20 protein-coding genes are annotated in these 20,804 nt (G+C 70.1%); 8 read left to right on the plus strand and 12 right to left on the minus strand.

Annotated elements, in window-relative coordinates:
• Positions 1–150: 150 nt before the first annotated feature.
• Both ACWD3H_RS28560 and ACWD3H_RS28565 read left to right on the plus strand, forming a co-directional pair.
• Positions 151–1,278: a sensor histidine kinase gene (locus ACWD3H_RS28560; RefSeq protein WP_451957164.1), complete on the plus strand. Its 1,128-nt coding sequence runs from the start codon at positions 151–153 to the stop codon at positions 1,276–1,278.
• Positions 1,275–1,937, plus strand: a complete 663-nt coding sequence (locus ACWD3H_RS28565) for a response regulator transcription factor (protein WP_350915792.1) — start codon at positions 1,275–1,277, stop codon at positions 1,935–1,937. The genes ACWD3H_RS28560 and ACWD3H_RS28565 overlap by 4 nt, the downstream gene beginning before the upstream one ends.
• 219 nt (positions 1,938–2,156) lie before the next feature.
• On the opposite strand, the gene ACWD3H_RS28570 is transcribed toward ACWD3H_RS28565, so the two are convergent.
• The 5 genes from ACWD3H_RS28570 to ACWD3H_RS28590 all read right to left on the minus strand — a co-directional run bounded on the left by ACWD3H_RS28570 (position 2,157) and on the right by ACWD3H_RS28590 (position 7,607).
• Entirely contained in the window at positions 2,157–3,410 is a 1,254-nt protein-coding gene (locus ACWD3H_RS28570; protein WP_451957165.1) for a PucR family transcriptional regulator, read from the minus strand.
• 307 nt (positions 3,411–3,717) lie between these two features.
• A complete protein-coding gene (locus tag ACWD3H_RS28575) occupies positions 3,718–3,930 on the minus strand; it encodes an EF-hand domain-containing protein (RefSeq protein WP_355566567.1) in 213 nt (70 codons plus the stop codon).
• Between the two features lie 204 nt (positions 3,931–4,134).
• On the minus strand, positions 4,135–4,491 hold the full coding sequence (locus ACWD3H_RS28580; protein WP_355566570.1) for a four-helix bundle copper-binding protein: 357 nt from the start codon (positions 4,489–4,491) through the stop codon (positions 4,135–4,137).
• Between the two features lie 258 nt (positions 4,492–4,749).
• Positions 4,750–7,026: a protein translocase subunit SecD gene (gene secD, locus ACWD3H_RS28585; RefSeq protein ID WP_451957166.1), complete on the minus strand. Its 2,277-nt coding sequence runs from the start codon at positions 7,024–7,026 to the stop codon at positions 4,750–4,752.
• A 197-nt stretch (positions 7,027–7,223) separates the two neighbouring features.
• On the minus strand, positions 7,224–7,607 hold the full coding sequence (locus tag ACWD3H_RS28590) for a hypothetical protein (protein WP_451957167.1): 384 nt from the start codon (positions 7,605–7,607) through the stop codon (positions 7,224–7,226).
• Between the two features lie 120 nt (positions 7,608–7,727).
• Here ACWD3H_RS28590 and ACWD3H_RS28595 point away from each other — a divergent pair, with 120 nt between their 5' ends.
• Positions 7,728–9,386, plus strand: a complete 1,659-nt coding sequence (locus ACWD3H_RS28595; protein WP_451957168.1) for an alpha-amylase family protein — start codon at positions 7,728–7,730, stop codon at positions 9,384–9,386.
• A gap of 43 nt (positions 9,387–9,429) precedes the next feature.
• On the opposite strand, the gene ACWD3H_RS28600 is transcribed toward ACWD3H_RS28595, so the two are convergent.
• Positions 9,430–9,786, minus strand: coding sequence for a hypothetical protein (locus ACWD3H_RS28600; protein WP_451957169.1), 357 nt, complete (start codon positions 9,784–9,786; stop codon positions 9,430–9,432).
• A 179-nt stretch (positions 9,787–9,965) separates the two neighbouring features.
• Between ACWD3H_RS28600 and ACWD3H_RS28605 the strand changes: the two genes are divergently transcribed.
• The 3 genes from ACWD3H_RS28605 (at position 9,966) to ACWD3H_RS28615 (ending at position 12,182) form a co-directional block, all read left to right on the plus strand.
• Positions 9,966–10,772 carry a GntR family transcriptional regulator gene (locus ACWD3H_RS28605; RefSeq protein WP_355563065.1) on the plus strand — a complete coding sequence of 269 codons (807 nt, stop codon included), beginning with the start codon at positions 9,966–9,968 and terminating at the stop codon, positions 10,770–10,772.
• A 139-nt stretch (positions 10,773–10,911) separates the two neighbouring features.
• Positions 10,912–12,006 (plus strand): alanine racemase, encoded by a 1,095-nt coding sequence (locus ACWD3H_RS28610; protein ID WP_451957170.1) that lies wholly within the window; start codon positions 10,912–10,914, stop codon positions 12,004–12,006.
• A gap of 44 nt (positions 12,007–12,050) precedes the next feature.
• Positions 12,051–12,182 (plus strand): hypothetical protein, encoded by a 132-nt coding sequence (locus ACWD3H_RS28615; RefSeq protein ID WP_343974738.1) that lies wholly within the window; start codon positions 12,051–12,053, stop codon positions 12,180–12,182.
• On the opposite strand, the gene ACWD3H_RS28620 is transcribed toward ACWD3H_RS28615, so the two are convergent.
• From ACWD3H_RS28620 to ACWD3H_RS28645, 6 genes are all read right to left on the minus strand, one after another.
• On the minus strand, positions 12,172–12,918 hold the full coding sequence (locus tag ACWD3H_RS28620; protein WP_451957171.1) for a cytochrome d ubiquinol oxidase subunit II: 747 nt from the start codon (positions 12,916–12,918) through the stop codon (positions 12,172–12,174). The genes ACWD3H_RS28615 and ACWD3H_RS28620 overlap by 11 nt on opposite strands.
• Positions 12,919–12,958: 40 nt before the next feature.
• On the minus strand, positions 12,959–14,206 hold the full coding sequence (locus tag ACWD3H_RS28625) for a cytochrome ubiquinol oxidase subunit I (protein WP_451957172.1): 1,248 nt from the start codon (positions 14,204–14,206) through the stop codon (positions 12,959–12,961).
• A 199-nt stretch (positions 14,207–14,405) separates the two neighbouring features.
• Positions 14,406–15,476, minus strand: a complete 1,071-nt coding sequence (locus ACWD3H_RS28630) for a methyltransferase (RefSeq protein WP_451957173.1) — start codon at positions 15,474–15,476, stop codon at positions 14,406–14,408.
• The gene (locus tag ACWD3H_RS28635; RefSeq protein ID WP_451957174.1) at positions 15,473–16,690 is read right to left on the minus strand and encodes an aminotransferase class V-fold PLP-dependent enzyme; all 1,218 of its coding nucleotides are present in this window, start codon (positions 16,688–16,690) and stop codon (positions 15,473–15,475) included. Before ACWD3H_RS28635 ends, ACWD3H_RS28630 begins: the two co-directional genes overlap by 4 nt.
• Complete coding sequence (locus ACWD3H_RS28640) at positions 16,690–17,502, minus strand: tryptophan 2,3-dioxygenase family protein (RefSeq protein ID WP_451957175.1); 813 nt, start codon at positions 17,500–17,502, stop codon at positions 16,690–16,692. The genes ACWD3H_RS28635 and ACWD3H_RS28640 overlap by 1 nt, the downstream gene beginning before the upstream one ends.
• A 633-nt stretch (positions 17,503–18,135) precedes the next feature.
• Positions 18,136–18,675: a DUF4262 domain-containing protein gene (locus ACWD3H_RS28645; RefSeq protein WP_451957176.1), complete on the minus strand. Its 540-nt coding sequence runs from the start codon at positions 18,673–18,675 to the stop codon at positions 18,136–18,138.
• A gap of 407 nt (positions 18,676–19,082) precedes the next feature.
• On the opposite strand from ACWD3H_RS28645, the gene ACWD3H_RS28650 reads away from it, so the two are divergent.
• Both ACWD3H_RS28650 and ACWD3H_RS28655 read left to right on the plus strand, forming a co-directional pair.
• Positions 19,083–19,889, plus strand: a complete 807-nt coding sequence (locus ACWD3H_RS28650) for an SDR family NAD(P)-dependent oxidoreductase (protein ID WP_451957177.1) — start codon at positions 19,083–19,085, stop codon at positions 19,887–19,889.
• Positions 19,890–20,263: 374 nt separating this feature from the next.
• A complete protein-coding gene (locus ACWD3H_RS28655) occupies positions 20,264–20,782 on the plus strand; it encodes an FBP domain-containing protein (RefSeq protein WP_451957178.1) in 519 nt (172 codons plus the stop codon).
• Positions 20,783–20,804 lie beyond the last annotated feature (22 nt).

Consider the following 20,804-nt stretch of genomic DNA (forward strand, 5'->3'; position numbering starts at 1 on the left):
CCAGCGGACGCAGGCGATTCGCGCTGCCGCCGATGCCGCAGCCGGCTACCGCGGACGCCGCAGGAGCCGCGAAGGTACCGCGTGTGCGGTAGCCGGCCGATCATCCGCGCGCAGGAGTCGCCCGCGCGGACATCCGGCTAAGGTGCGCGCATGGGTACGGGACGGTCCGGTATCCGGGCCGGTGTCAAAGATGGGGCGATCGCCGTCTGCGTGGCGGCGACGCTGCTGGTCACCGGGCTGTCCGGGCAGAACTCCGCCACGAACTTAGACCTGTTCGGCTACGCGCTGCTGGCGGCCGGCGGCCTGGTGCTGGCCGCGCGCCGCCGGGCTCCGGTTCCCGTCCTGGCCGTCACCGGGCTGTGCGCGGTGGGTTACCAGGCGGCCGGTTTCGACGTGCCTGCCGTTGCGTACCTGTGCGCGGTGTACGCGGCCGTACGGGCGGGACACCGCACCATCACGGTGGCGGTGAGCGTGCTCATGCTGGCCGCTCTCCCCCTCGCGGCCCTGGCCGCGGGTCTGCACGACACGGGCGAGGCGCTCGCGCAGGCCCGAGGCGCCCTGGAGATAGCCTGGCTGATCGCCGCGGGCGCCGCGGGTGAGGCACTGCGGCAGGCCGAGCGGCGGGCGGAGGAAGCCGAGCGCACCCGGGAGGAGACCGCGCGGCGCCGCGCCGATGAGGAGCGGCTGCACATCGCGCGGGAACTGCACGATTCGCTCACCCACCAGATCTCGATCATCAAGGTGCAGGCCGAAGTCGCCGTCCACGTGGCCCGCAGGCGTGGCGAACAGGTGCCGGAGGCCCTGCTGGCGATCCAGCAGGCCGGACGCGAGGCGACCCGGGAGCTGCGCGCGACCCTGCAGGCGCTGCGCGAGGACGACACGACCCCGCCGCGTGGGCTCGACCACGTCCCGGAACTGGTGGAACGGGCCCGTACCATCGGCCTGGACGCGACGTTGACGATCGAAGGGCAACGACACGACGTGCCGGCCGCGGTGAGCCGGACCGTCTACCGGATCGTTCAGGAGTCGCTCACCAACATCGCCCGCCATGCCGCCGCCGCTACCGCGTCGGTCCGGATCGACTGCCGTCCGGACGCGCTCGCGATACGCATCGATGACGACGGCAAGGCCACGCCGGACACCGCCCCGGTGCCCGGCGTCGGGCTGCTCGGGATGCGCGAACGAGTCACCGCCCTCGGCGGCCGGCTGCGCGCGGAGCCGCGCAGCGAGGGAGGCTTCACCGTCCAGGCTGAACTTCCCGTGGACCGAACGTCATGATCCGTGTCCTGCTGGTCGACGACCAGCCGCTCCTGCGCAGCGGATTCCGCGCGCTCCTCGACCTCGAGGACGACATCGAGGTGGTGGCCGAGGCCGGCGACGGGATGGAGGGCCTGGCCCTGGCCAGGGAACATCTGCCCGACATCGCTCTCATCGACATCCAGATGCCGGTCGTCGACGGCATCGAGGCGACCCGGCGCATCGCTGCGGACCCGGCCCTGGCCGGGGTGCACGTCGTCATCCTGACCAACTACGGCTTCGACGAATACGTCTTCAACGCGCTGCGCGCCGGCGCAGCCGGATTCCTCGTCAAGGACATCCAGCCGGAAGACTTCCTGCACGCCGTACGCGTCGCCGCGCGCGGCGACGCGCTGCTCGCCCCGTCGATCACCCGTAGGCTCATCGACAGGTACGTCACCCAGCCGCTCGACACCGGTACCGGCACGGGGCTGAAAGAACTGACCAACCGCGAACGCGAGGCCGTCGTCCTGGTCGCGCGGGGCCTGTCCAACGACCAGATCGCCGAGCGTATGGTGATCAGCCCGCAGACTGCGAAAACCCACATCAACCGAGCCATGGCCAAGCTCCACGCCCGTGACCGCGCTCAACTCGTGATCCTCGCCTACGAATCCGGACTGGTAGCCCCGCGCGGCTCCTGACCTCTCCTCCCATCACCCCGCGCCGAACTTTCCGAGTTCGAAACGCCCACTGAGGACCGGCCAGGCAAGACCGGCCATGGCGACGCCGGTCACCCGGAGCTCATGGACAGCCCGGCTGCCGGGTATCCGCCTGGTATCTGCCGGTTCAGCCACCGCGGTCGGTCGTTTCCGGTCTGCGGTGATCAGACCGTTTCCGGCTTCCCGGGGCGTCCGCGGTGATCAGGCCGTTCCGGCGGCGGCGGACTGGCGGGCCCGCAGGACGATCTCCAGCTCGAACCGGACGTCCGGGTCGCTGAGCTGGTCGCCGTACAGCTCCTCCAGTTGCCGCAGGCGATAGCGCACGGTCTGCGGGTGCACGTGGAGCCTGGCGGCGACCTCCCCGGCACCCCGGCCGTGCCTCAACCACGCCAGCAGCGTCTCCGCCAGCCGGTCCTGCTGGTTGGGCCGCAGGTGGGCCAGGGGCGCCAGCCGCACCTTGGTGAGCGCGGTGACCAGCTCCTCATCCTTGAACACGATCAGCGTGGCCATGTGGTCGGAGCAGCGGAGCAGGCCGCGCTGCTCGGTGAGCACGCCGCGCCTGTGCAGGTTGAGCGCCTCGCGGGCCCAGCGCAGTGAGGTCGCGGCGGCGGCCAGCGGGACTGCGGGACCCACGGCCGCCTTCCAGCCGCGCAGGCTTTTCTCCAGGGTCTGGGCCTGCCCTGGGCCGTCGGGGTCGGGCACGATCAGGCAGGGCCCCGGCCGGTCGAGGCCGGCCAGCACGTCCGGCGGCAGTGAGGGGGGACGGTAACCACCGGGATGCTCCTCCAGCGCGACCCCGGCCACGGTCTTGGGCAGCCGCCATCCGGCGGTCTTGGCCAGGTCGGCGATCGCGTCGGGGGACGCGGCCGGCTGGCTGAGCAGCAGGTCCATCAGCCGGTGGCGGCGGCGCTCGATCTCCCCGGCCGCGCGGGCCCTGGCCTCCTCGAACCCTTCGGCCGCGGCGTCGGCCAGCTGGTCGAGATAGACGAAGATGGCCTCCCCCAGGTCGTAGAGGTGCTGCGGGGTGAGGCCGAGTTGCTCGGACTGCTCGGTGAGCCGCCGCCAGGCGACCCGGGCGCCCAGGCGCATCGCGGTCTGCAGGGGGTCAAGGTTGCGGCCCTCGTTGGCCTCGCCGCGCCCGATCGTCCGGAAGACGTCGGGCTCCCACGGCGCGTTGGGGTTCTCGATCCGGTCGACGAACTGGCGCAGGGCCTCGTCCACGGCCAGCCTGATGACCTTGATGTAGTTCGTGTCGGCCGGCCGGGCATACTCGGGGATCCGCGCCGTGATCTCGTCGATCACCTGGTGCGCGACCTGGGCCAGGCCCGGCCTCAGGAGCCTGGCGACGTTGGCCGGAGCCGAACGCCACAGCCGCTGGTCGGGCAGGTCGTGAGATCTCGCTCTTCGGCCGTTCAAGCCGGGGACAGCGATCCGGGTGTGTTCCTTTGTCGCCATGGACCCTCCTGTCGGAGTGCGCCTCAGATTCTCACCTAATTGACACTTTGGACAATTAGCAAACGCTTGTTCTTGTCTCAAATGCAACATGTGATGTCTTCGACGGGAGGGACTGATCGGGGCTGAGCGGTCCCGTGCCTGGCCAAGGGGTACGGGAGGCGGCCGTGAGACCGGTTGCCGGCGGAACCCGAGCCGGCGGGGCGGGCCGGTGACGAGGCCGAGATCGGTCGGGCGCCGGCGGTGGTGGGACCGGACCTGATCGGGGTGCCCGGTTCAGGGTCCGGGCGCCCCGATCGGATCAGGTCGGTCAGCCCCTGGTCTGGGCGAGATAGCCGGCGAACTCATCCAGGGAGATGAGGCCGTCACCGTCCTGGTCGATCCTGACGACGGCCGCCGCGGCCGCCTCGGGGGTGATCGGCTGGCCGAGCACCTCCATGAGCCTGGTCAGCTCGGGGACCGAGATGAGGCCGTCACCGTCAACATCGACGATCTTGAAAGTTGTCGCGTAGTCGTCCGCCACGATCGCATCCGCCTTAGGCAGCAGGGAAATCAGACGGCAAGCACACTAGCGGCATTCAGGGTGCCCTTCTCGGCCGAACCCGGAGGATTACCTCTGTCCGGGTACCGCACGGGCAGGGGCGCCGCCGATTCGATCGGCGGCGCCCCTTTTTCCGCGCCCTATGGCTGGAGGATCCGTGAGTGGTGTTGAGAGCCGGTCGACGGCTCAGGACCGCGCGTTCGCCATCGTCCGGCACGCCTCGGCCCATGACCGGCACGCGTCGGCGCACTCCTTCATCATCGGGTCGTTCTCCATGGACATGCACGCGTCGGCGCACTTGTTCGCGGCCTTCGCGCACATCGTGGCCATCTCCTTCGCCATCGGCGACTGGCGCATCATCATGTCCGCGCAGAGGCGGGTCATGTCGGCGCAGTCCATGAGCGGGCCTATCAGCGCCATGTCGGCGTACCGACCCCCCTGCATGAGGCAGTAGGTCATGGTCTGCTCGCAACGGCTGTGGCTCTCCAGGCACATGTCAATGCTCTTCTGTACCTGAGGGTTCATCTTCACCGCATGGCTCATGCTTGCTCCCCGTGTTCGTGACCGCTCTGCTTTAACGGCCGAAGATCTCGCACCAGTGTTGTGCCCCGCCGGGCGCCTCGGCCTCCCAGAAAAAAGCGGCTTTAATTCCCCATCGAAATAGTTTTGTGTATAAATTCACCTATCATCTGTAGGGTTAGTGGGAAAGTCATGGAGGTGGACGGCTCCTCCCAGATCCTGCGAGGAGCCGCCCACCGGACACCGGGCCGGAACGCGTTCCGGCCCGGTGTTCCCCGCCACTCAGAGCACGGCGCCCGAACCCTGGCGGGCGGGAGCCGGGCCCTTCCGCTTGGGCCGTGGCGGCGCGCCGGGCTTGCGCTTCTCCAGCTCGATCGCCGCCGGCCCCGCGACCAGCGCGGAGGAGAGCGTGCCGACGATGATCCCGATCAGCAGCGCCACCGCGAAGTCGGTCAGCGAGTCGCCACCGAGCACCGCCAGCGCGGCCAGGATGAACAGCGCGCCCAGACCGGTGTTGACGGTACGGGGCACGGTCTGCAGGATCGAGGTGTTGACCACCTCGGCGAACGAGCTCTTCGGCCGCGCACCCCACAGCTCGCGGACCCGGTCGAAGACCACGACCTTGTCGTTGACCGAGTAGCCGATCACGGTGAGCATCGAGGCCAGGAACACCCCGTCCACCGGCTTGCCCAGCCAGGCGAACGCGCCGATCACGACCGCCGCGTCGGCGACCAGGGCCACCACCGTGGCCAGGCCGAACGTCCAGCGGAACCGGAAGGCGAGGTAGGCGAGCTGTGCGGCGAGCGCGACGCCCAGCGCGATCAGCGCGTTGCGGCGCAGCTCGTCCCCGAGGCTCGGCCCGATGAGCTCGTCGCGCTCCTTGGTGACCTGGCCACCCTCGCTCTCCAGCGCCTCCTCGATCTTCACTACCTCGGCGGGAGTGATCTGACCCGTCCGTACGGAGATGTCCTCATTGGAGGCCTGCACCACCGCGTTGGGGAACCCGGCCTTGCTGACCAGCTCGCGGGCGGCGTCGGCGCTCATCGGGGTGGTCGTGGAGTACTCCACGAGCCTGCCCCCGGTGAACTCCACCCCGAAGTTGAGCCCCCGCACCGCCACCCCGGCCACGGACGCGGCCACCAGCAGGCCGGTGATCGCGAAGTACCCGGCGCGGCGGCTCATCAGGTCCGGTTTGCGGATGTTCAGCCAAGTGCGGACCCGCCCGATGTTGGACAGGCCGGTGATCTGCGGTCGTGCGGACACCACCTTGAACCTCACCGCCCACTGGGCCAGGACGCGGGTGATGACCATCGCGGTGATCAGCGAGGCGATCACACCGATGCTCAGCGTGACGCCGAAGCCGCGTACCGGGCCGGAGGCCAGGAAGAACAGCAGCCCGGCGGCGAGCAGGGTGGTGATGTTGGAGTCGGCCACCGCGCTCCACGCGTTGCGGAACCCCTTCTCCAGCGAGCCTCCGAGGTTGGGCGTCTCGGCGTACTCCTCGCGTGCCCGTTCGAAGACCAGCACGTTGGCGTCGACGGCCATGCCGATCGCCAGCACGAAGCCCGCCAGTCCCGGCAGGGTGAGCGTGGCGCCGAGCCCCACCAGTGCCGCGTACGAGATGAGGGCGTAGCAGGCCAGGGCGATGGCGGCGAGGAAGCCCGCCAGCCGGTAGATCACGATGATGAACAGCGCGGTGAGCGCGATGCCGATGACCGCGGCCCAGGCACTGGCCTTGATCGCGGCGGCGCCGAGCGTCGGGCCGACGGTCCGCTGCTCGACGATCTCGACGGGCACCGGCAGCGAGCCGCCCTTGATCAGCAAGGCCAGGTCCGAGGCCTCCTCGGCGGTGAAGGCGCCGGTGATCTGGGTGGTGTTACCCGGCAGGCCGACCTTGCAGCCCACGTCCTCGTTCACCTGGGGGGAGACGATCACCTTGGAGTCGAGCACGATGGCGATCCTGCGCCTGGGGTCGCCCGGCTCGTTGCAGGCCGCCTCGCCGGTCAGCTTGGCCCACGCCGCCCGTCCCTGATCGCGGAAGTCGACGGTGACGAACCAGCCACTGCCCAGCTGGGCGTCGATCCCGGCCTCGGCACCGCCGACGCCGTCACCGGTGAGGGCGGCCGGCCCGATGTGCAGCGGGGCGCCGCGATCGTCGGGCAGGATCTGCTCTCCCTTGCCCGGCTTGGTCTCCGCTCCCGGGTCGGGGGCGCCGAGGACGGGGTGGAAGGTGAGCTGCGCGGTCTTGCCGATGACCTCGGCGGCCTTGGTCGGGTCCTGCACACCCGGCAGTTCCACGATGATGCGCCGCTCGCCGGAGCGGGCCAGCGGCGCGTCCGCCACGCCCAGGCCGTCGGCCCGGCGGCGGAGCACCTCAAGGGTGCGGTCGGTGGCCGCGGCGTCGGCCTTGACCGTCGGCGAGTCCTTGGTCTCCAGTACGAGTTGGGTGCCGCCGCGCAGGTCGAGACCGAGGCGCGGCGACATTGTCAGGGCTATGTACAACGAGGTGGCGATGACGGCGAGCGCCGCTATCGCGCGTACCACCGGGGCACGCGACATGGAAGCCTCCACAGGCTGGGGGAGTTGTCCTCGGTCACGCCGAAGGAGCGTTCAGGGACGGCGGCACGCTTCGCGTACGGCAAGAACGCCTTTCGGCTGGGGAGAAGGCGTTCTCCGGGTACGGGAAAAGACGTCTTCGCTCGCGGCGGAGGCGTTTTCACGTACGGCGAAGAGACCCGGAGCGGTTCCGGGGTGTTTCAGCCGGCTGTGGAGGCGGGCGGTGCGCGCCCCGGCCTGACGAGCAGGGCCGCGAGCGGGCGGGTGTCCTCGTCACCCGCCGGGCGGGTGAGCGGGCCGGCGGCGAGGAACAGGTGCCGGAGGTCGGTGGGCGGGGTCGTGAGCGGGTGGCCGCCCCCGCCGCCCAGGCCGGACCCGGTGCCGGCGAATCCGGAGACCAGGGAGTGCCGCTGCACGCCGTCCAGGAGCGGGCGCGACAGCGGCTGATGCTCGCCGACGGCCTGGACGACCGCGGTGTGCCGGGCGAGGGCGGCGGTTCCCCCGCCCAGCCCTCCGGAGACCAGCAGCGGCAGCAGCAGGGTCAGCAACCAGCCGAAGGGCGCGCCGCGCCTCAGCTGTCGCATGATCTCCTCCTGGCCGTCATCGCTGTCCACCGTAGCCCTTCGGAGCCGCTGCGATCCCCCTCAGGTCAACTCCGGGGTGCATTACCCCATAAACGCGCAAAGAGAGGGTAGTGCGGACGCATGCGACTCACCCATACAGCCGACCTGTGGTGGAAGAACGCGGTCGTCTACTGCCTGGACGTGGAGACCTACAAGGACGGGAACGGTGACGGCATCGGTGATTTCCGTGGCCTCACCCAGCAGGTCGATCACCTGGAGCGGCTCGGGGTGACCTGCGTCTGGCTGATGCCGTTCTTTCCCAGCCCCAGCCGCGACGACGGCTACGACATCAGCGACTTCTACTCGGTCGACCCCCGCCTGGGCAGCCTGGGGGACTTCGTGGAGTTCGTCAGGACGGCCAGGGACCGCGGCATGCGGGTGATCGCCGACCTGGTGGTCAACCACACCTCCGACGAGCACCCCTGGTTCGCCGAGGCCCGCTCCAGCCGGGACTCCGCCAAGCGCGACTGGTACATCTGGCGGGACGAGCCAGGTCCGGTGGACCCCGGCGCGATCGTCTTCCCCGACAAGGAGGACAGTCTCTGGGAGCTGGACGAGGAGACCGGCCAGTACTACTACCACAGCTTCTACCGGTTCCAGCCCGACCTGAACACCGGCAACCCGGAGGTCCGCGACGAGATCGCACGCATCCTCGGCTTCTGGATGGAGCTCGGCCTGTCCGGCTTCCGGGTGGACGCGGTGCCGTTCCTGATCGAGGACATCGGCGGTGACCCGCACGAGTTCCTCGCCGACCTGCGCGCCTTCATGAACCGCCGGGACGGCACCTCGATCCTGCTGGGCGAGGTCAACCTGCCCTACCCGGATCTGATGACGTTCTTCGGCGACAGCGGAAACGGCGACGAGGTCACCATGTGCTTCGACTTCATCGCCATGCAGCGGTTCCACCTGTCGATGGCCCGCCAGAACCCCGAACTCCTCGCCGACGCCCTGCGCGAGCGGCCCGAGCCGCCCGACGACTCCCAGTGGGCCATGTTCCTCCGTAACCACGACGAGCTGACCCTGGACAAGCTCACCGAGTCGCAGAAGCAGGAGGTCTTCGACGCCTTCGGACCCCAGAAGACCATGCAGGTCTACGACCGGGGCCTGCGCCGCCGCCTCCCGCCGATGCTCGACGGGGACATGCGGAGACTCAAACTGGCCTACAGCGTGCTGTTCTCCATGCCGGGCACGCCGGTGCTCTTCTACGGTGAGGAGATCGGCCTCGGCGAGAACCTGGAGGCCGAGGGGCGGATGGCCGTCCGGGTCCCGATGCAGTGGTCGGCCGGTGGGGGTTTCTCGGCAGACCCGAAGACCCCGGTGGCCTCGCCCACCGGCAAGTACGGCCCGCGCAACGTCAACGTCGCCGACCAGCGTCGCGACCCCGACTCGCTGCTGCGCTGGATCATGCTGCTGACCGAGCGCTACCGGGAGTCGCCCGAGCTGGCCTGGGGCGGCTACGAGGTCCTGGACGCCGGGGACGAGGCGGTGCTGGCCCACCGGGCCGGCGCCGAGGGCCGCACCGTGGTCGCCGTCCACAACTTCGCCGACCGCGAGGCTCAGGTGGAGCTGACGCTCGACGGTCTCGACCACTGCGAGGTCCTGGTCGACCTGCTGGTGGACGGCACCATCAGGCTGCCCGCCAGTGGCCGGGTGAAGTTCACCCTGGAGCCGTACGGCACCCGCTGGCTCAGCGCCTCCGCCCCCGAGGCGCCCCCGAAGGACGGCTCGGCCGGGAGCTGACCTGAGCTCACAACGGCGGGGGCGACCGCCGGGGTGTCGTGGCTCAGGGCCGGTGCGGGTGGTCGCGGCGCGGGTCCCGCCTGGTCTTGAGCCTGTCCAGCCGGTGGATCAGCTCGTCGCGGACCTCCGCGAGCGCGGCGGGCAGATCCTGCTCATAGGAGTGGGCCACCTGCGGCTCCGTGCCCGGGAGCACGCATTCGAGCGTCACCCGCTGCTGGGGCGTGTCGCGGTCCTTGACGCTCAGCCGCAGCTCCACCGCGTCACCGGGATAGGAGAGCAGCCGCTTTCCCAGCCCGGCCAACCGCTCGATGATCCCCTGACGCTCGCTCTCGGCGAGGCCCGTCCCGAACCTGAGCCGCTCGGCGACGACGCCCTGCTCCTCGGCACTCGCATCTGTCATCGTCGACAGCCTCCTTCGGGTGTGGTCACAACATTACAGTCAGTCATCGTCGTCATCCTGGGCGGCGCCGAGGTGACTTTCCTCGCTGTGTCGCAGGGTCGCTGTCCCGGCTGCGGTTTCTCTTGCTGTAGGGGGGCTAAAATCCCATTCGGTGTCGAGCGCGAGGAGAACGGTCCCGGATGGATCTGAATACGCTGCGTGATGTTTCCGAGCTGAGTGACCCCATCGAGCGCGCACGGGTTCTGGGCCGTCTCATGACCGAGGAGCAGGAGCGCCTGGAGGAGGCGGCGAAGATGCGCCGCCAGGCGATCGCCGAGGCTCGTGACTCCGGCATGGGCCTGGAGGAGATAGGGGCACACCTGGGCGTCTCCCCGGGCCGGATATCCCAGATGCGGAAGGGGCCGGCGGCCCGCGCCCCCGAGGGAGCGGCGGCCCGCGTGCCGAAGGTGCTGGTCCGGCGGGCGCTGCCGACCGACCCCGCCGTGCGCGCCTCCGCGTCCCTCTTTCTCGTCGAGGCGGAGCGGCAGGGGATCAAGCCGGACCGCAGAATGCTCTATGTCGGCCCGGAGCCGGCGAGTGATCACGTGGCGGCCTGCCTGCGCGTCGAGCCCGGCACCGAGGTGATCGCCCGCCGGAAGATGATGACGGCCGACGAGGTTCCGGTACGGATCGCCACCAGCTACTTCCGGGCGGACCTGTTCGGGGGGACGCGCATCGCCGAGCCCGAGTTCGTCAAGCCGTCGCTCCAGTCGGCGCTGGTCGCCCTCGGGCACGTCTTCGGCCATGCCGAGGAGAACCTGACGGCTCGCCCGCCGACATCCTTCGAGTACGACACCCTGGAACTCGAACCGGGGGAGTGGGTCGTGCAGGTCCTTCGAGCCGGATACTCCAGAGAGGACACGCCGGTCCACGTCCTGGAGACGATCTGCGCCGCGAACAGGCACATCTTCTCGATCGGCCAGGTCTCCGGGGACGACGAGTTCTGACCGGCCTGCCGGCAGGCGCAGGTCACATCGGCCAGGTCTCCGGGTACGACGAGTTCCGACCGGCCTGCCCGTCACGCCCGTCCACTGCCTGATCGTCGAGATCCGGCTCCCCGTACCGTTGAGATCGGAGAGAACGCCTGTGACAGTCACGGCCACGACGCGGACCTCGGTGTCCGTTCCCGCCGGGCGGTTACCCGCCTACGTCTACGACCTGGCCGAGCTCGACGCCCATGCCGGGGCCGTCCGGGCCGCGCTGGGAGACGTCGAGCTGTACTACGCGGTCAAGGCCAACCCCGACCCGGAGCTGCTGCGGACGCTCGCTCCGCACCTCGACGGCTTCGAGGTCGCCTCCGGCGGGGAGCTCGCGCATGTGCGGGAGCACTTCCCGGACGCGCCGGTCGCGCTGGGCGGCCCCGGCAAGACGGACGACGAGCTGTTCAGCGAGGTCACCCGCCTGCATGTGGAGAGTCCCGGCGAGCTGCGCCGCCTGCTCGCCTCCGGTCGCTCCGCCGACGTGCTGCTCAGGGTCAATCTGGACATCCCGATCGAGGGGGCCTCGCTGGCGATGGGCGGCGGCGCCACGCCGTTCGGGATGGATCCCGCGGGGATCGCCGAGTGCGTCGCGCTGCTTGAGACCCAGGACGCCGTACGGCTGCGCGGGATCCACGCCCACCTGGCCAGCGGGCTCGACGCGCCCCGGATGCTGGAGCTGGCGGCGGCGGTCCTGGACTACGCGCGGACGCTGGGGGCGGGTGAGATCAATCTCGGCGGCGGCATGGCCGTCTCGTACGCCGACCCCGGGACGCGGTTCGACTGGCAGGCCTACGGGGAGGGCCTCGGGCGGCTGCGCCGTCCCGGTGAGACGCTCAGGATCGAACCCGGGCGCTCGCTGACCGTCTACTGCGGGCGCTACGTGACGCGCGTCATCGACGTCAAGCGCGTCCACGGCGAGCTGTTCGCGGTCGTGGCGGGCGGGACCCACCACATCCGCACCCCCGCCACCAAGGGCCACGACCAGCCGCTGGTCATCACGGAGCCCGGCGAGCCGATCACGATCGTCGGCCAGCTCTGCACCCCCAAGGACATCCTGGCCCGCCGGGTGCCCGTCGCGCTGAAGCCCGGTGACCGGGTGGAGTTCACCATGGCGGGCGCCTACGCCTGGAACATCTCCCACCACGATTTCCTGATGCACCAAAGACCGAGTTTCCACTACCTGGCGCCGTCATCCCGCTGAGGCGGGTCGCCAACCCGGGTGTGAGGATGCCGCCAAGTGCGCATATGCTGCGCTTCACCGCTTTCGTGGATAAAAGGGAGAAGCTCGCCGTGTACAAGGAGTTCGCAATCGAGGCCGTGGTCTGGGTCATCCCCGTGGCAGTGCTGCTCGGGCTGGCTTTCATGATCACTGCCTGACCTGGACGCGGCCGAAGAGCCACCACAGCCACACCTGTGACGCCACCAGCAGGGGAGTGAGCAGCACCATCGAGGGAGTGAGCAGGGTGAGCGTCGCCGAGTCCGCCAGGTGCTCCGCCAGTGGCAGGCGGGCCCCGGCCAGCAGGCAGGCCAGAGCCATCCCGGCCGACGTCAGGGCGTAGACCGCACGCCCGGCCGAGGGCCCGGCGAACCGCCGGGCCCGCTCCCGAGGGGCGCCGTCGAGCCGGAGCCCGGCCAGCGCCAGCCCGTGGGCGGCGAACAGGACGGCCCCCAGCGGAGCGGCGACCAGCGCGCCGAGACCGACGGTGAACCCGTCGCCCATCCCGACGAGGATGAGCCCCCAGCTCAGCACCGCCAGCCAGCTGCCCGCGACCACGGCGCCCTCGCACCGGGCCCGCCAGGCGGCCCGGTCCACCCGCCCGCGCAGCCAGATCCCCGCGTCGCGGGCGACCCAGCCGAGCAGCAACGCGACGAACGGCAGGTACAGCCCGCTGAGCAGCTCCCCCTCCAGCACGGGGAACGCGCCGATCAGTACGCCCACCGCCGTGACCAGCCAGACCTCGTTCGTCAGGAAGAACGGGGTGATGGAGCCGAGCACCCGGCCGCGCTCCTCGGGGGTGCGGCCGAGATACGGCAGCAGCATGCCGACCCCGAGATCCGCGCCCGCGAGGACGAAGTAGCCGACCGCGAAGAACGCGAGCAGGGCGATTTCCATAGCGATTTCCCTTTACGAAGGCCGGTGGACAGCGGGGCTGTCAGAAGGCCAGGACCGGAGTCGGCTCGGCCGGTGCCGGGCCGGTGGCGGGTGCCTCGGGGCCCTGGCGGGCGCTGCGCGCCAGGATCCAGGCGTTGACGGCCATCAGCAGGACGGACAGCGTGATGAAGGCGATCAGCGAGACCCAGATCGTGCCCGGCGACAGGTCGCTCAGCGCGTCCTCGGTCGTCAGCAGGCCGTTCACCATCCAGGGCTGGCGGCCCGCCTCCCTGAACACCCAGCCGGCGATCATGGAGACGAACGGCAGCGGGATCATCGCGATCAGCAGCAGGTGCCAGGCCCGCGCCCCCAGGACCATCCGGCGGAACGAGGCGAGCAGGACGCTCAGCGCCGACACGAGCAGCAGCACCGTGAAGACACCCAGCATGATCATGGCGCTGATCTGCGTCGGCGCGACGGGCGGGATGTAGTCCCCCGGACCGTGGGTGGCGACCATCTCGGCCTGCAACCGGGAGATCTCCGCCTCCCGCCCGCCGAAGACGGCGGTCTTCATCGGCTGGAGGGACGGGAACTGCACGCCGCCGAACGTGGCGTTGACCAGCAGCGCGGGCAGCGTGGTGAACACGCCGATCCGCAGGGACCTGCGGAAGAACTCCTGCTCGGCCGTCCCGCGGCGCAGGTGGTAGGCGCTCACCCCGGCGAGGAAGAACCCGGCGGTCACCAGGGCACCGGAGAGGATGTGGGCGAACGCGAGGAGCGCGTCGGGGTTGGTGAGCACCGCCACCGCGTCGGTGAGCCGCAGCGTCCCGTCCACGACCTCGGCACCGACCGGGTTCTGCAGGAAGCCGTTGGCGACGAGGACCCAGTACGCCGAGGCGTAGGCGGTGATCGTGACCACCCAGATCACGCCCAGGTGCGCCCAGCGGTTCAGCCGGTCCCAGCCGAAGATCCACAGGCCCAGGAAGGTGGACTCGATGAAGAAGGCGACGAGGGTCTCCATCGCCAGTGAGGCGCCGAACACGTTCCCCGCGAAGTGCGTCAGCCCGCTCCAGGCCATCCCGAGCTGGAACTCCATCACCAGCCCGGTGAGGATGCCCATCGCGTAGTTGATCACATACAGCCGTCCCCAGAACCGGGTCATCCGCAGCTGCGTGTCGGAACGCGTCAGCGTCGCCCGGGTCTGCGTGACCGCCAGCACCGTGGCCAGGCCCAGGGTGAGGGCCACGAACAGGAAGTGTGCCCCCGAGGTCACGGCGAACTGCAGGCGGGCGAGATCGAGCGTCTCCATGCCGCTCATGCTTCCGGCGCGGTCACCGCCCGCGCGTCCCTCCCCGGGAGGCACCTGCCGTACTCCAGGAGTCGTGATCCCCGGCCGTGGCCGTACGCCTTCCAGTGCACCGGCCCGGGTTCGCGCGCGAGGTTCGGCCACATCGGACCAGACGATCTCGATGAAGGGCGGCGGGGTCCGCCGGGCGGACCCCGCGGGGTCAACGGGTCGCGGTGATCAGCTCGAAGGGGCCCGGCAGGACGGTGACGTCCCTGAAGCCGCTCTCTTCGAGCAGCCGCGCGTAGTGCTCGATCTCGTAGAGGCGGCTGACGCAGCTGTCGACGCCCATGAGGAAGTACGACCAGAAGAACTGCCCGGCGAGCCGGTCGGGGGTCCTGAACTCCTCGCAGATCAGAATCCGCCCGTCGGGGACGAGGGCCGTGTGGGCCTTCCGCAGCAGCGCCCGTGCTGTGGAGACCGGCCAGTCGTGCAGGACGCGGACGAACGACAGCGCGTCGTACCCGTCGGGCAGGGGGCCGTCGAGGAAGTCTCCGGCGACGAATCCGAGCCGCCCGCCGAGACCGCTCTCCTTCCTCGTACGGCCCACCAGCGGTTCCGCCGCGGGAAGGTTGAACACGTCCACCTGGAGGGCGGGCGAGCATGCCAGCAGGTGGGCGGCGAGGGTGCCGTCACCGCCGCCGACGTCGAGCAGCCGGAGCGCCCGCTCGCCCCACAGCCGCCCGGCGTGCGCGCGGAACGTCTCGATGACGGGGCCGAGACCCGCGGCCATGCTCTGCTCGAAGTCGGCCAGTCGCTCCTCGTCGCGCGGTGGCCAGCCGAAGGTGGCCGCGGGGATCGACATCTCGCCGCGCAGGACGTCGACGAGCCTGCCGTGGAGCAGGCGCCACGGATACCGGTCGCGGTCGCGCTCCAACGAGCCGGGACCGGCGACGGCCTCCGCCGCCTGCCTCAGGCCGGGGACCGCCCGGTAGCGGGCCAGGCCCAGGTCGTCGCCGCTCTGCTCCCGGTGCACGAAACCGAGGCTTTCCAGGCAGTCGAGCATCTTGTACAGCCGGCCGGGTACGACGCCGAGCCGCACGCTGAGGTCGGACAGGGAGATGCTGTCCGTCCGGGTGTCCGTCCGGGTGTCCGTCCGGGTGCCGGTCTCGGCACCGGGTTCGAGGGCGTCGAGCAGGCCGAGGCGCAGCGCGGTCTCCACGACGTCCATCGCCTTCGTACCGTTGGCCAGGAGGCTCAGCAGAGCCCGTGGCGACAGGGGGGTGACGCTCATGCGGTGATCCGCTCCCGTTCCGTCTCGACGGCGTCCATGAAGGCGTCGACCTCGGCGATCGTGTTGTAGATGTGGGGCGCCACGCGCAGGGAGCCGCGCCAGCTGCACACCATGCCCCGGTCGACCAGTGACCTGCTCACCCGCTCGTCCCCGTCGAATCGCAGGCAGACGACGCCGCCGCGCCGGTGTGGCTCCCTCGGGGTCACCACCTCGATTCCGGCCGCGTCCGCGCGTTCCAGCACCCGGCCGGTGCACGCCAGCGAGTGCCCGCGGATCGTCTCGACGCCGATGCCGGACAGGAGGTCGAGGCCGATCCTGGACATCATCGGTCCCAGCGGCACCGGTGTGCCGGAGGCCAGGCGGCGGGCGTCCCCGGCCAACACGACCGGTGAGCGGAAGGAGGTCGGGTCGGCGCCGGCCAGCCAGCCGGTCGCCGCGGGTCGCAGGTCGGCAATGAGGTCGGGGCGCACGTACAGGAACGCGGTGGCGGCGCCGCACATCCACTTGTGGGCGCCGCCCAGCACGAAGTCGGCGCCCAGTTCGGTGACGTCCAGGGGAACCGTGCCGACGGTCTGGTAGGCGTCCACGATGACGTACGCGCCCACGCTGTGGGCCCTGGCGACGATCCGCCGCAGGTCCAGCAGCGCTCCGGTGGAATAGCTGCCGTGTGAGACGCACACGCACCGGGTCCGCTCGTCGATGGCGGCCTCCAGCGCGGCCTCGTCGAACCCGGGGCCCGAACCCACGATCTCCAGCTCCGCCCCGTACCGGGCGAACCCTTGCCAGATGAGCGGCACCGTGGGGAATTCCAAGCCGGTGGTGACCACCTTGCTCCGCGGGCCGCCGAAGTCCAGGCAGGTGCCGATCCGGGCGAGCAGCGTGCTGAGGTTCACGTCGGTCACGACGGAACCCGGGGGTGCGCCGAGGAAGGCGGCGAGGGCGTCGGTGTAGGCCGACGTCTGTTCCAGCCAGTCGCCCCACACCTCGTCCCGCCACCTGGTCAGCGTCCGCCAGTAGTGGCGCAGCACCTCCTCCACACCGCGAGGGACGGCGCCGGTGGAGTTGCTGTTGAGGTAGACGCAGGTGTCGAGCAGCGGGAACTCGGCGCGCAGCGACCTCACCATCCGGTCGTGGTCCGCGCCGCCCGTCCCGTCGATGAGGTTCGGGGCGCCGTCGCCGACGGGGTTCGCGGCGCTGTCGTCGGTGCGGGTCATCAGGAGCCCTTCTCCGCGTGCCTGGACTCTCCGGGCGCGTACCCGCCGTCGCGTTTCCAGGTGGCGGTCATCTCCTCGCGTACCTTCCACAGCTGCCGGAAGAGGGGCTGTGTCATGCGGCCGGTCAGCACCTGCGTCGGCACGCCGTCGAGCGCCGCGGTGTCCCGGCTGATGCCGATCGTCCTGCGGACGAGCATGAAGTGGGTGACGAGCCACATCTGGTAGGCCTCGTCCACGTCGAGGAGCAGCTCGAACGTGCGCTTCAGGTCACTGTGCCGGGCGTCCCGCGCCTGGTAGACATCCGTGGCCGAAACCCCGCGGCGGGCGGTCAGCCGGTCGAGCGCGTCCGATATGTACTGGGCCGCCACGCGCAGCCGGTTGTACCCCGGTGACTCCTGCCCGCTGCCGTTCCCGAGATGCCGCCGGATCGTCTGGTACGAGTCGGGCGTCAGCGTCTCCAGGACGCCCAGCTCGTCGTTGAGGCAGCGGACGATGCGCGCGATCCGGTCCAGCCGCGCCGAGGCGTCCCAGAGCGCGTCCAGGTCCAGGTCGCCGACCAGCTCCGTCATCTCGTGCGCCAGAAGTTTCAGCCACACCTCCTGAGCCTGGTGGACCATCTGGAACATCAGCTCGTCGGAGGAGACGAGTTCGTCGGTGGCGGGTTGCAGGGAGAACAACTCCGAGGTCCGCACATACACCTCGTAGTCCAGCTTCCCCTCCCCGACGAAGGTTTTGAGGACCGGGTTGAAGATCGGCTCTGAAACCACCCTGTGCAGTTCTTCCATGACGGGTTTGTTGAGGTTGACGTGCATGCTTCTCCTCGTAGGCGTTGTCAGGCGGTCGGCGGCCGCGGGTTCCCCCGGGACTCCCGCCGGACTTACAGGGCGGTGTGCCGGTCTTCCGGCGATTCGCTTATGACATCGGAGCGTGTGACGGTCCGTGTGCCGCCCGGCGGTCACGGGGTGCGAGATGTCCCTCGCCAGGTGGTCGATCGTCGTGTCGGGTCAACGGCCTTTTCCGACCTCACTTGTCCTCACGTCTCCGGCAAGGGAAATGTGCGAGGAGAATTGATGATGGAAAGCGTTTTCGGCGTTCTTTGTACGGTTTTTGAAGCGTTATCCGATACGGTTAGAGGTTCCTTTTTCCCTCTTGGGAGGGACTTGTGAATGACTTGGAAAGAGCCGTCGGGCAGTGTGAAACAAGACACCTTGAAATTGGTAATGAACTGTAGTAAAGGGCCGGTTCGGCAGCCGGGAGAAACGTGGCCGGTCTCCTTCGCTCCGGTTCTCACGCCTTCCGGGTGACGCCGGCGCTGACCAGGGCGTCCGTCGTGCGGCGGACTCGGCGCCGGCCCGGCCTCCGTCGTACGGTGGCCTCACCGTGACCGTGGTCTCCGCCGGGAGGCTTCGGCGTCGCCGGTGGTTCGTCCGCCCGGCGTGGCCCCGTCAGGGGAGTTTGGTCCAGGGGCCCGGGGCGTGGTCGTCCTTGGGGATCCAGAGCGCGGGCTGGAGCTCCCGCAGTCGCGGGGCGCAACCGTCGTTCCAGGGGAAGCGGCCCGCGGCGTCGGGCCAGACGATCTCCATGAAGGGCAGCGGGGGCCCCTGGTAGAAGTGCAGCGCGGTGCCGAACAGCGACCGGTACCAGCTGGTGTCCACCGCCTTCGCGACGACCGGGTAGTTCCTGATCACGTCGTCCCGCTCCCGGCCCTCGACCAGGTGGTGCCCGGCGGCGATCCGGTCGGCCAGGGTGCTGAGGCAGTTGCCCATCACGTCCACCCGGAGACCGAGCATCACCACCTCGGGGGAGCGGAGCGTGTGCCACAGCCCGACGGTGAACGCCCAGCCGGGACCGTCCTCGTCCTCCGGGATCATGACAATCGCCCACCCCCGGTCCCGGACGCTCCGCAGCGTCCCGAGATCGGCCGGGTCGAGCTCCACCTCCCGCTCGACGCAGAGCAGGCAGTGGCATACCGGCTGGTCAGACATATGCCGAGCGTAGTGCTCTGTACGGATACAAGCTGACAAGTCCCCCGGCACCGCCCGGCCCTCCTGCATGCCGCCGAACGGGTCCGGACCGGCCGGGCGGGCGCGGGTCTCACCGGGTTCGACAGCGGGGGCCGCAGAGACGATCTCGGCTCGCTTCGCCCGGGAGGCGCGGTTCACCCGGAAGGTTCGCTTCGCCCGGGAGGCTCGGATCATCCGGGAGGCCGATGAGGATTCCCTGCCGGTGCGCCGGCCGCCGGAGCGCCCACGCCGGATACGGGGTCCGGATCCGGGGTGAATTACCGGTCTGAATGTCGCCAGCCCGGAATCGGATGACCGCCATAGCTTTGCCCGGGTGAAGAGCCCTTCCCCACCTCGGCGGGACGGGGCTCGGCGATGAGAGGACATTCATGGATCTGCAGCTTTCCGGCCGCGTCGCGGTCGTCACCGGTGCCTCCAAGGGCATCGGCCTGGCCGTCACCCGCACCCTGCTCGAGGAGGGGGCCCACGTCGTGGCCGCCTCGCGCAGGAGCACTCCCGAGCTGGAGGCGCTCGGCGGCCCCGGACTGCTCCATGTGGCGGCCGACCTGACGGACCCCGAGACGCCCGCCCAGGTCGTGGCGCGGGCCGTGGAGGCGTTCGGCGGCCTGGACATCCTGGTGAACAACGCCGGCGGCCCACCGCCCGGCGTGGCCCTGCCGCGCTTCTCGTTCCTGGCCCCCACCGACGACGACTGGCGGGCGATGTTCGAGTTCAACCTGTTCTCGGTCGTACGGGCCGTCCGCGCGGCCATCCCGCAGATGCTCCAGCGGGGCGGCGGCTCGATCGTCAATGTCTCCTCGGGCGGCGCCCGGCAGGCCGCCCCCATGAACGTCGACTACAACGCCGCCAAGGCGGGCCTGAACAATCTCACCAAGGCGCTGTCGGAGGAGTTCGGACCGCAGGGCATCCGGGTGAACACCGTCTCTCCGGGGCCCGTGCGGACCGCCTGGTGGACAGAGGAGGGCGGCGCGGCCGACATCATCGCCGCCCAGGCGGGCACCGACCGGGACACCGTGATCAACAGCGTCGCACCGGAGATGATGAAGCTGACCACCGGTCGCCTCGTCGAACCGCAGGAGGTCGCCGACGTGATCGCCCTGCTCGCCTCGCCGCGCTCGGCGAGCACCACCGGCGCGGACTTCGCCGTCGACGCCGGGTTCCTCAAGGAGATCTGAGGTCCCCCAGGCCGACCTTGGTGGCGATGGTCCGCGAGACTCCTGGCTCCGGGTGAGCTTCCAGCGGATCCAGCGGTCCGGGATCGGCAGGCGGCCAGGTCGGATCACCGGGGATTCTCGCCGCGCTCGTACGGCGGCCGACGGATGAGGGTTGAGCCGCTACTGAAACGTGCACGCGCGCGATCCCCGGGTGTCGGAAAAGCATTCGACGTCCCCGATGTCGCGCTGAGATAGTGGTCGGCGCCGGATGTCCGAAAACCGGATGTCCGAAAGACGGGGCCCGGCGGTTCGTCCGTGTCCTGTCCCTTCCCGGCGGCGGCGCCGGTCGCGCGGGCAGGGCCCCAGCAGACGTGTCGATCAACAGTGGGTGAGTCATGATTCCGGTAGGTGAGAAGGAGATCCGCGGATCCTTCGTCAACTGCTCCAAGGGGGAGGCGCGCAGGATCAACCTGCCCAGGAGCCTGCCGGAGACCCCCTGGGCCGACCTTGACTTCCTGGGCTGGCTCGACCCCGGCGCGCCCGACCGCGGCTACCTGGTCACCGAGCGGCGCGGCGAGCTCGTCGGCGTCACCCTGCGCCTCAGCCGGGAGGTGCACAGGAGCTATGCCAAGAGCACGGTCTGCTCGATCTGCGTGACACCGCACGCCGGCACCGGGATCTCCCTGTTCGTCGCGCCCAGGGTCGGCGCCGCGGGCCGCCAGGGCAACACGGTCGGCACCTACATGTGCGCCGACCTGGCCTGCTCCCTCTACGTGCGGGACATCAGGAAGACGGAGCTCGGCGTGCGGTTCGAGACGCTCGGCAACGAGGAGCGGATCATGCGAGTCGTCGTCAACCTGGAGAGCTTCCTGGACAAGGTCTTCGACGGCGACCTGAGCTCGGGCGCGGCCTGAGCCGTACCCGCCCGGAACCACA

The organism is Streptosporangium sp. NPDC002607, assembly GCF_053592655.1.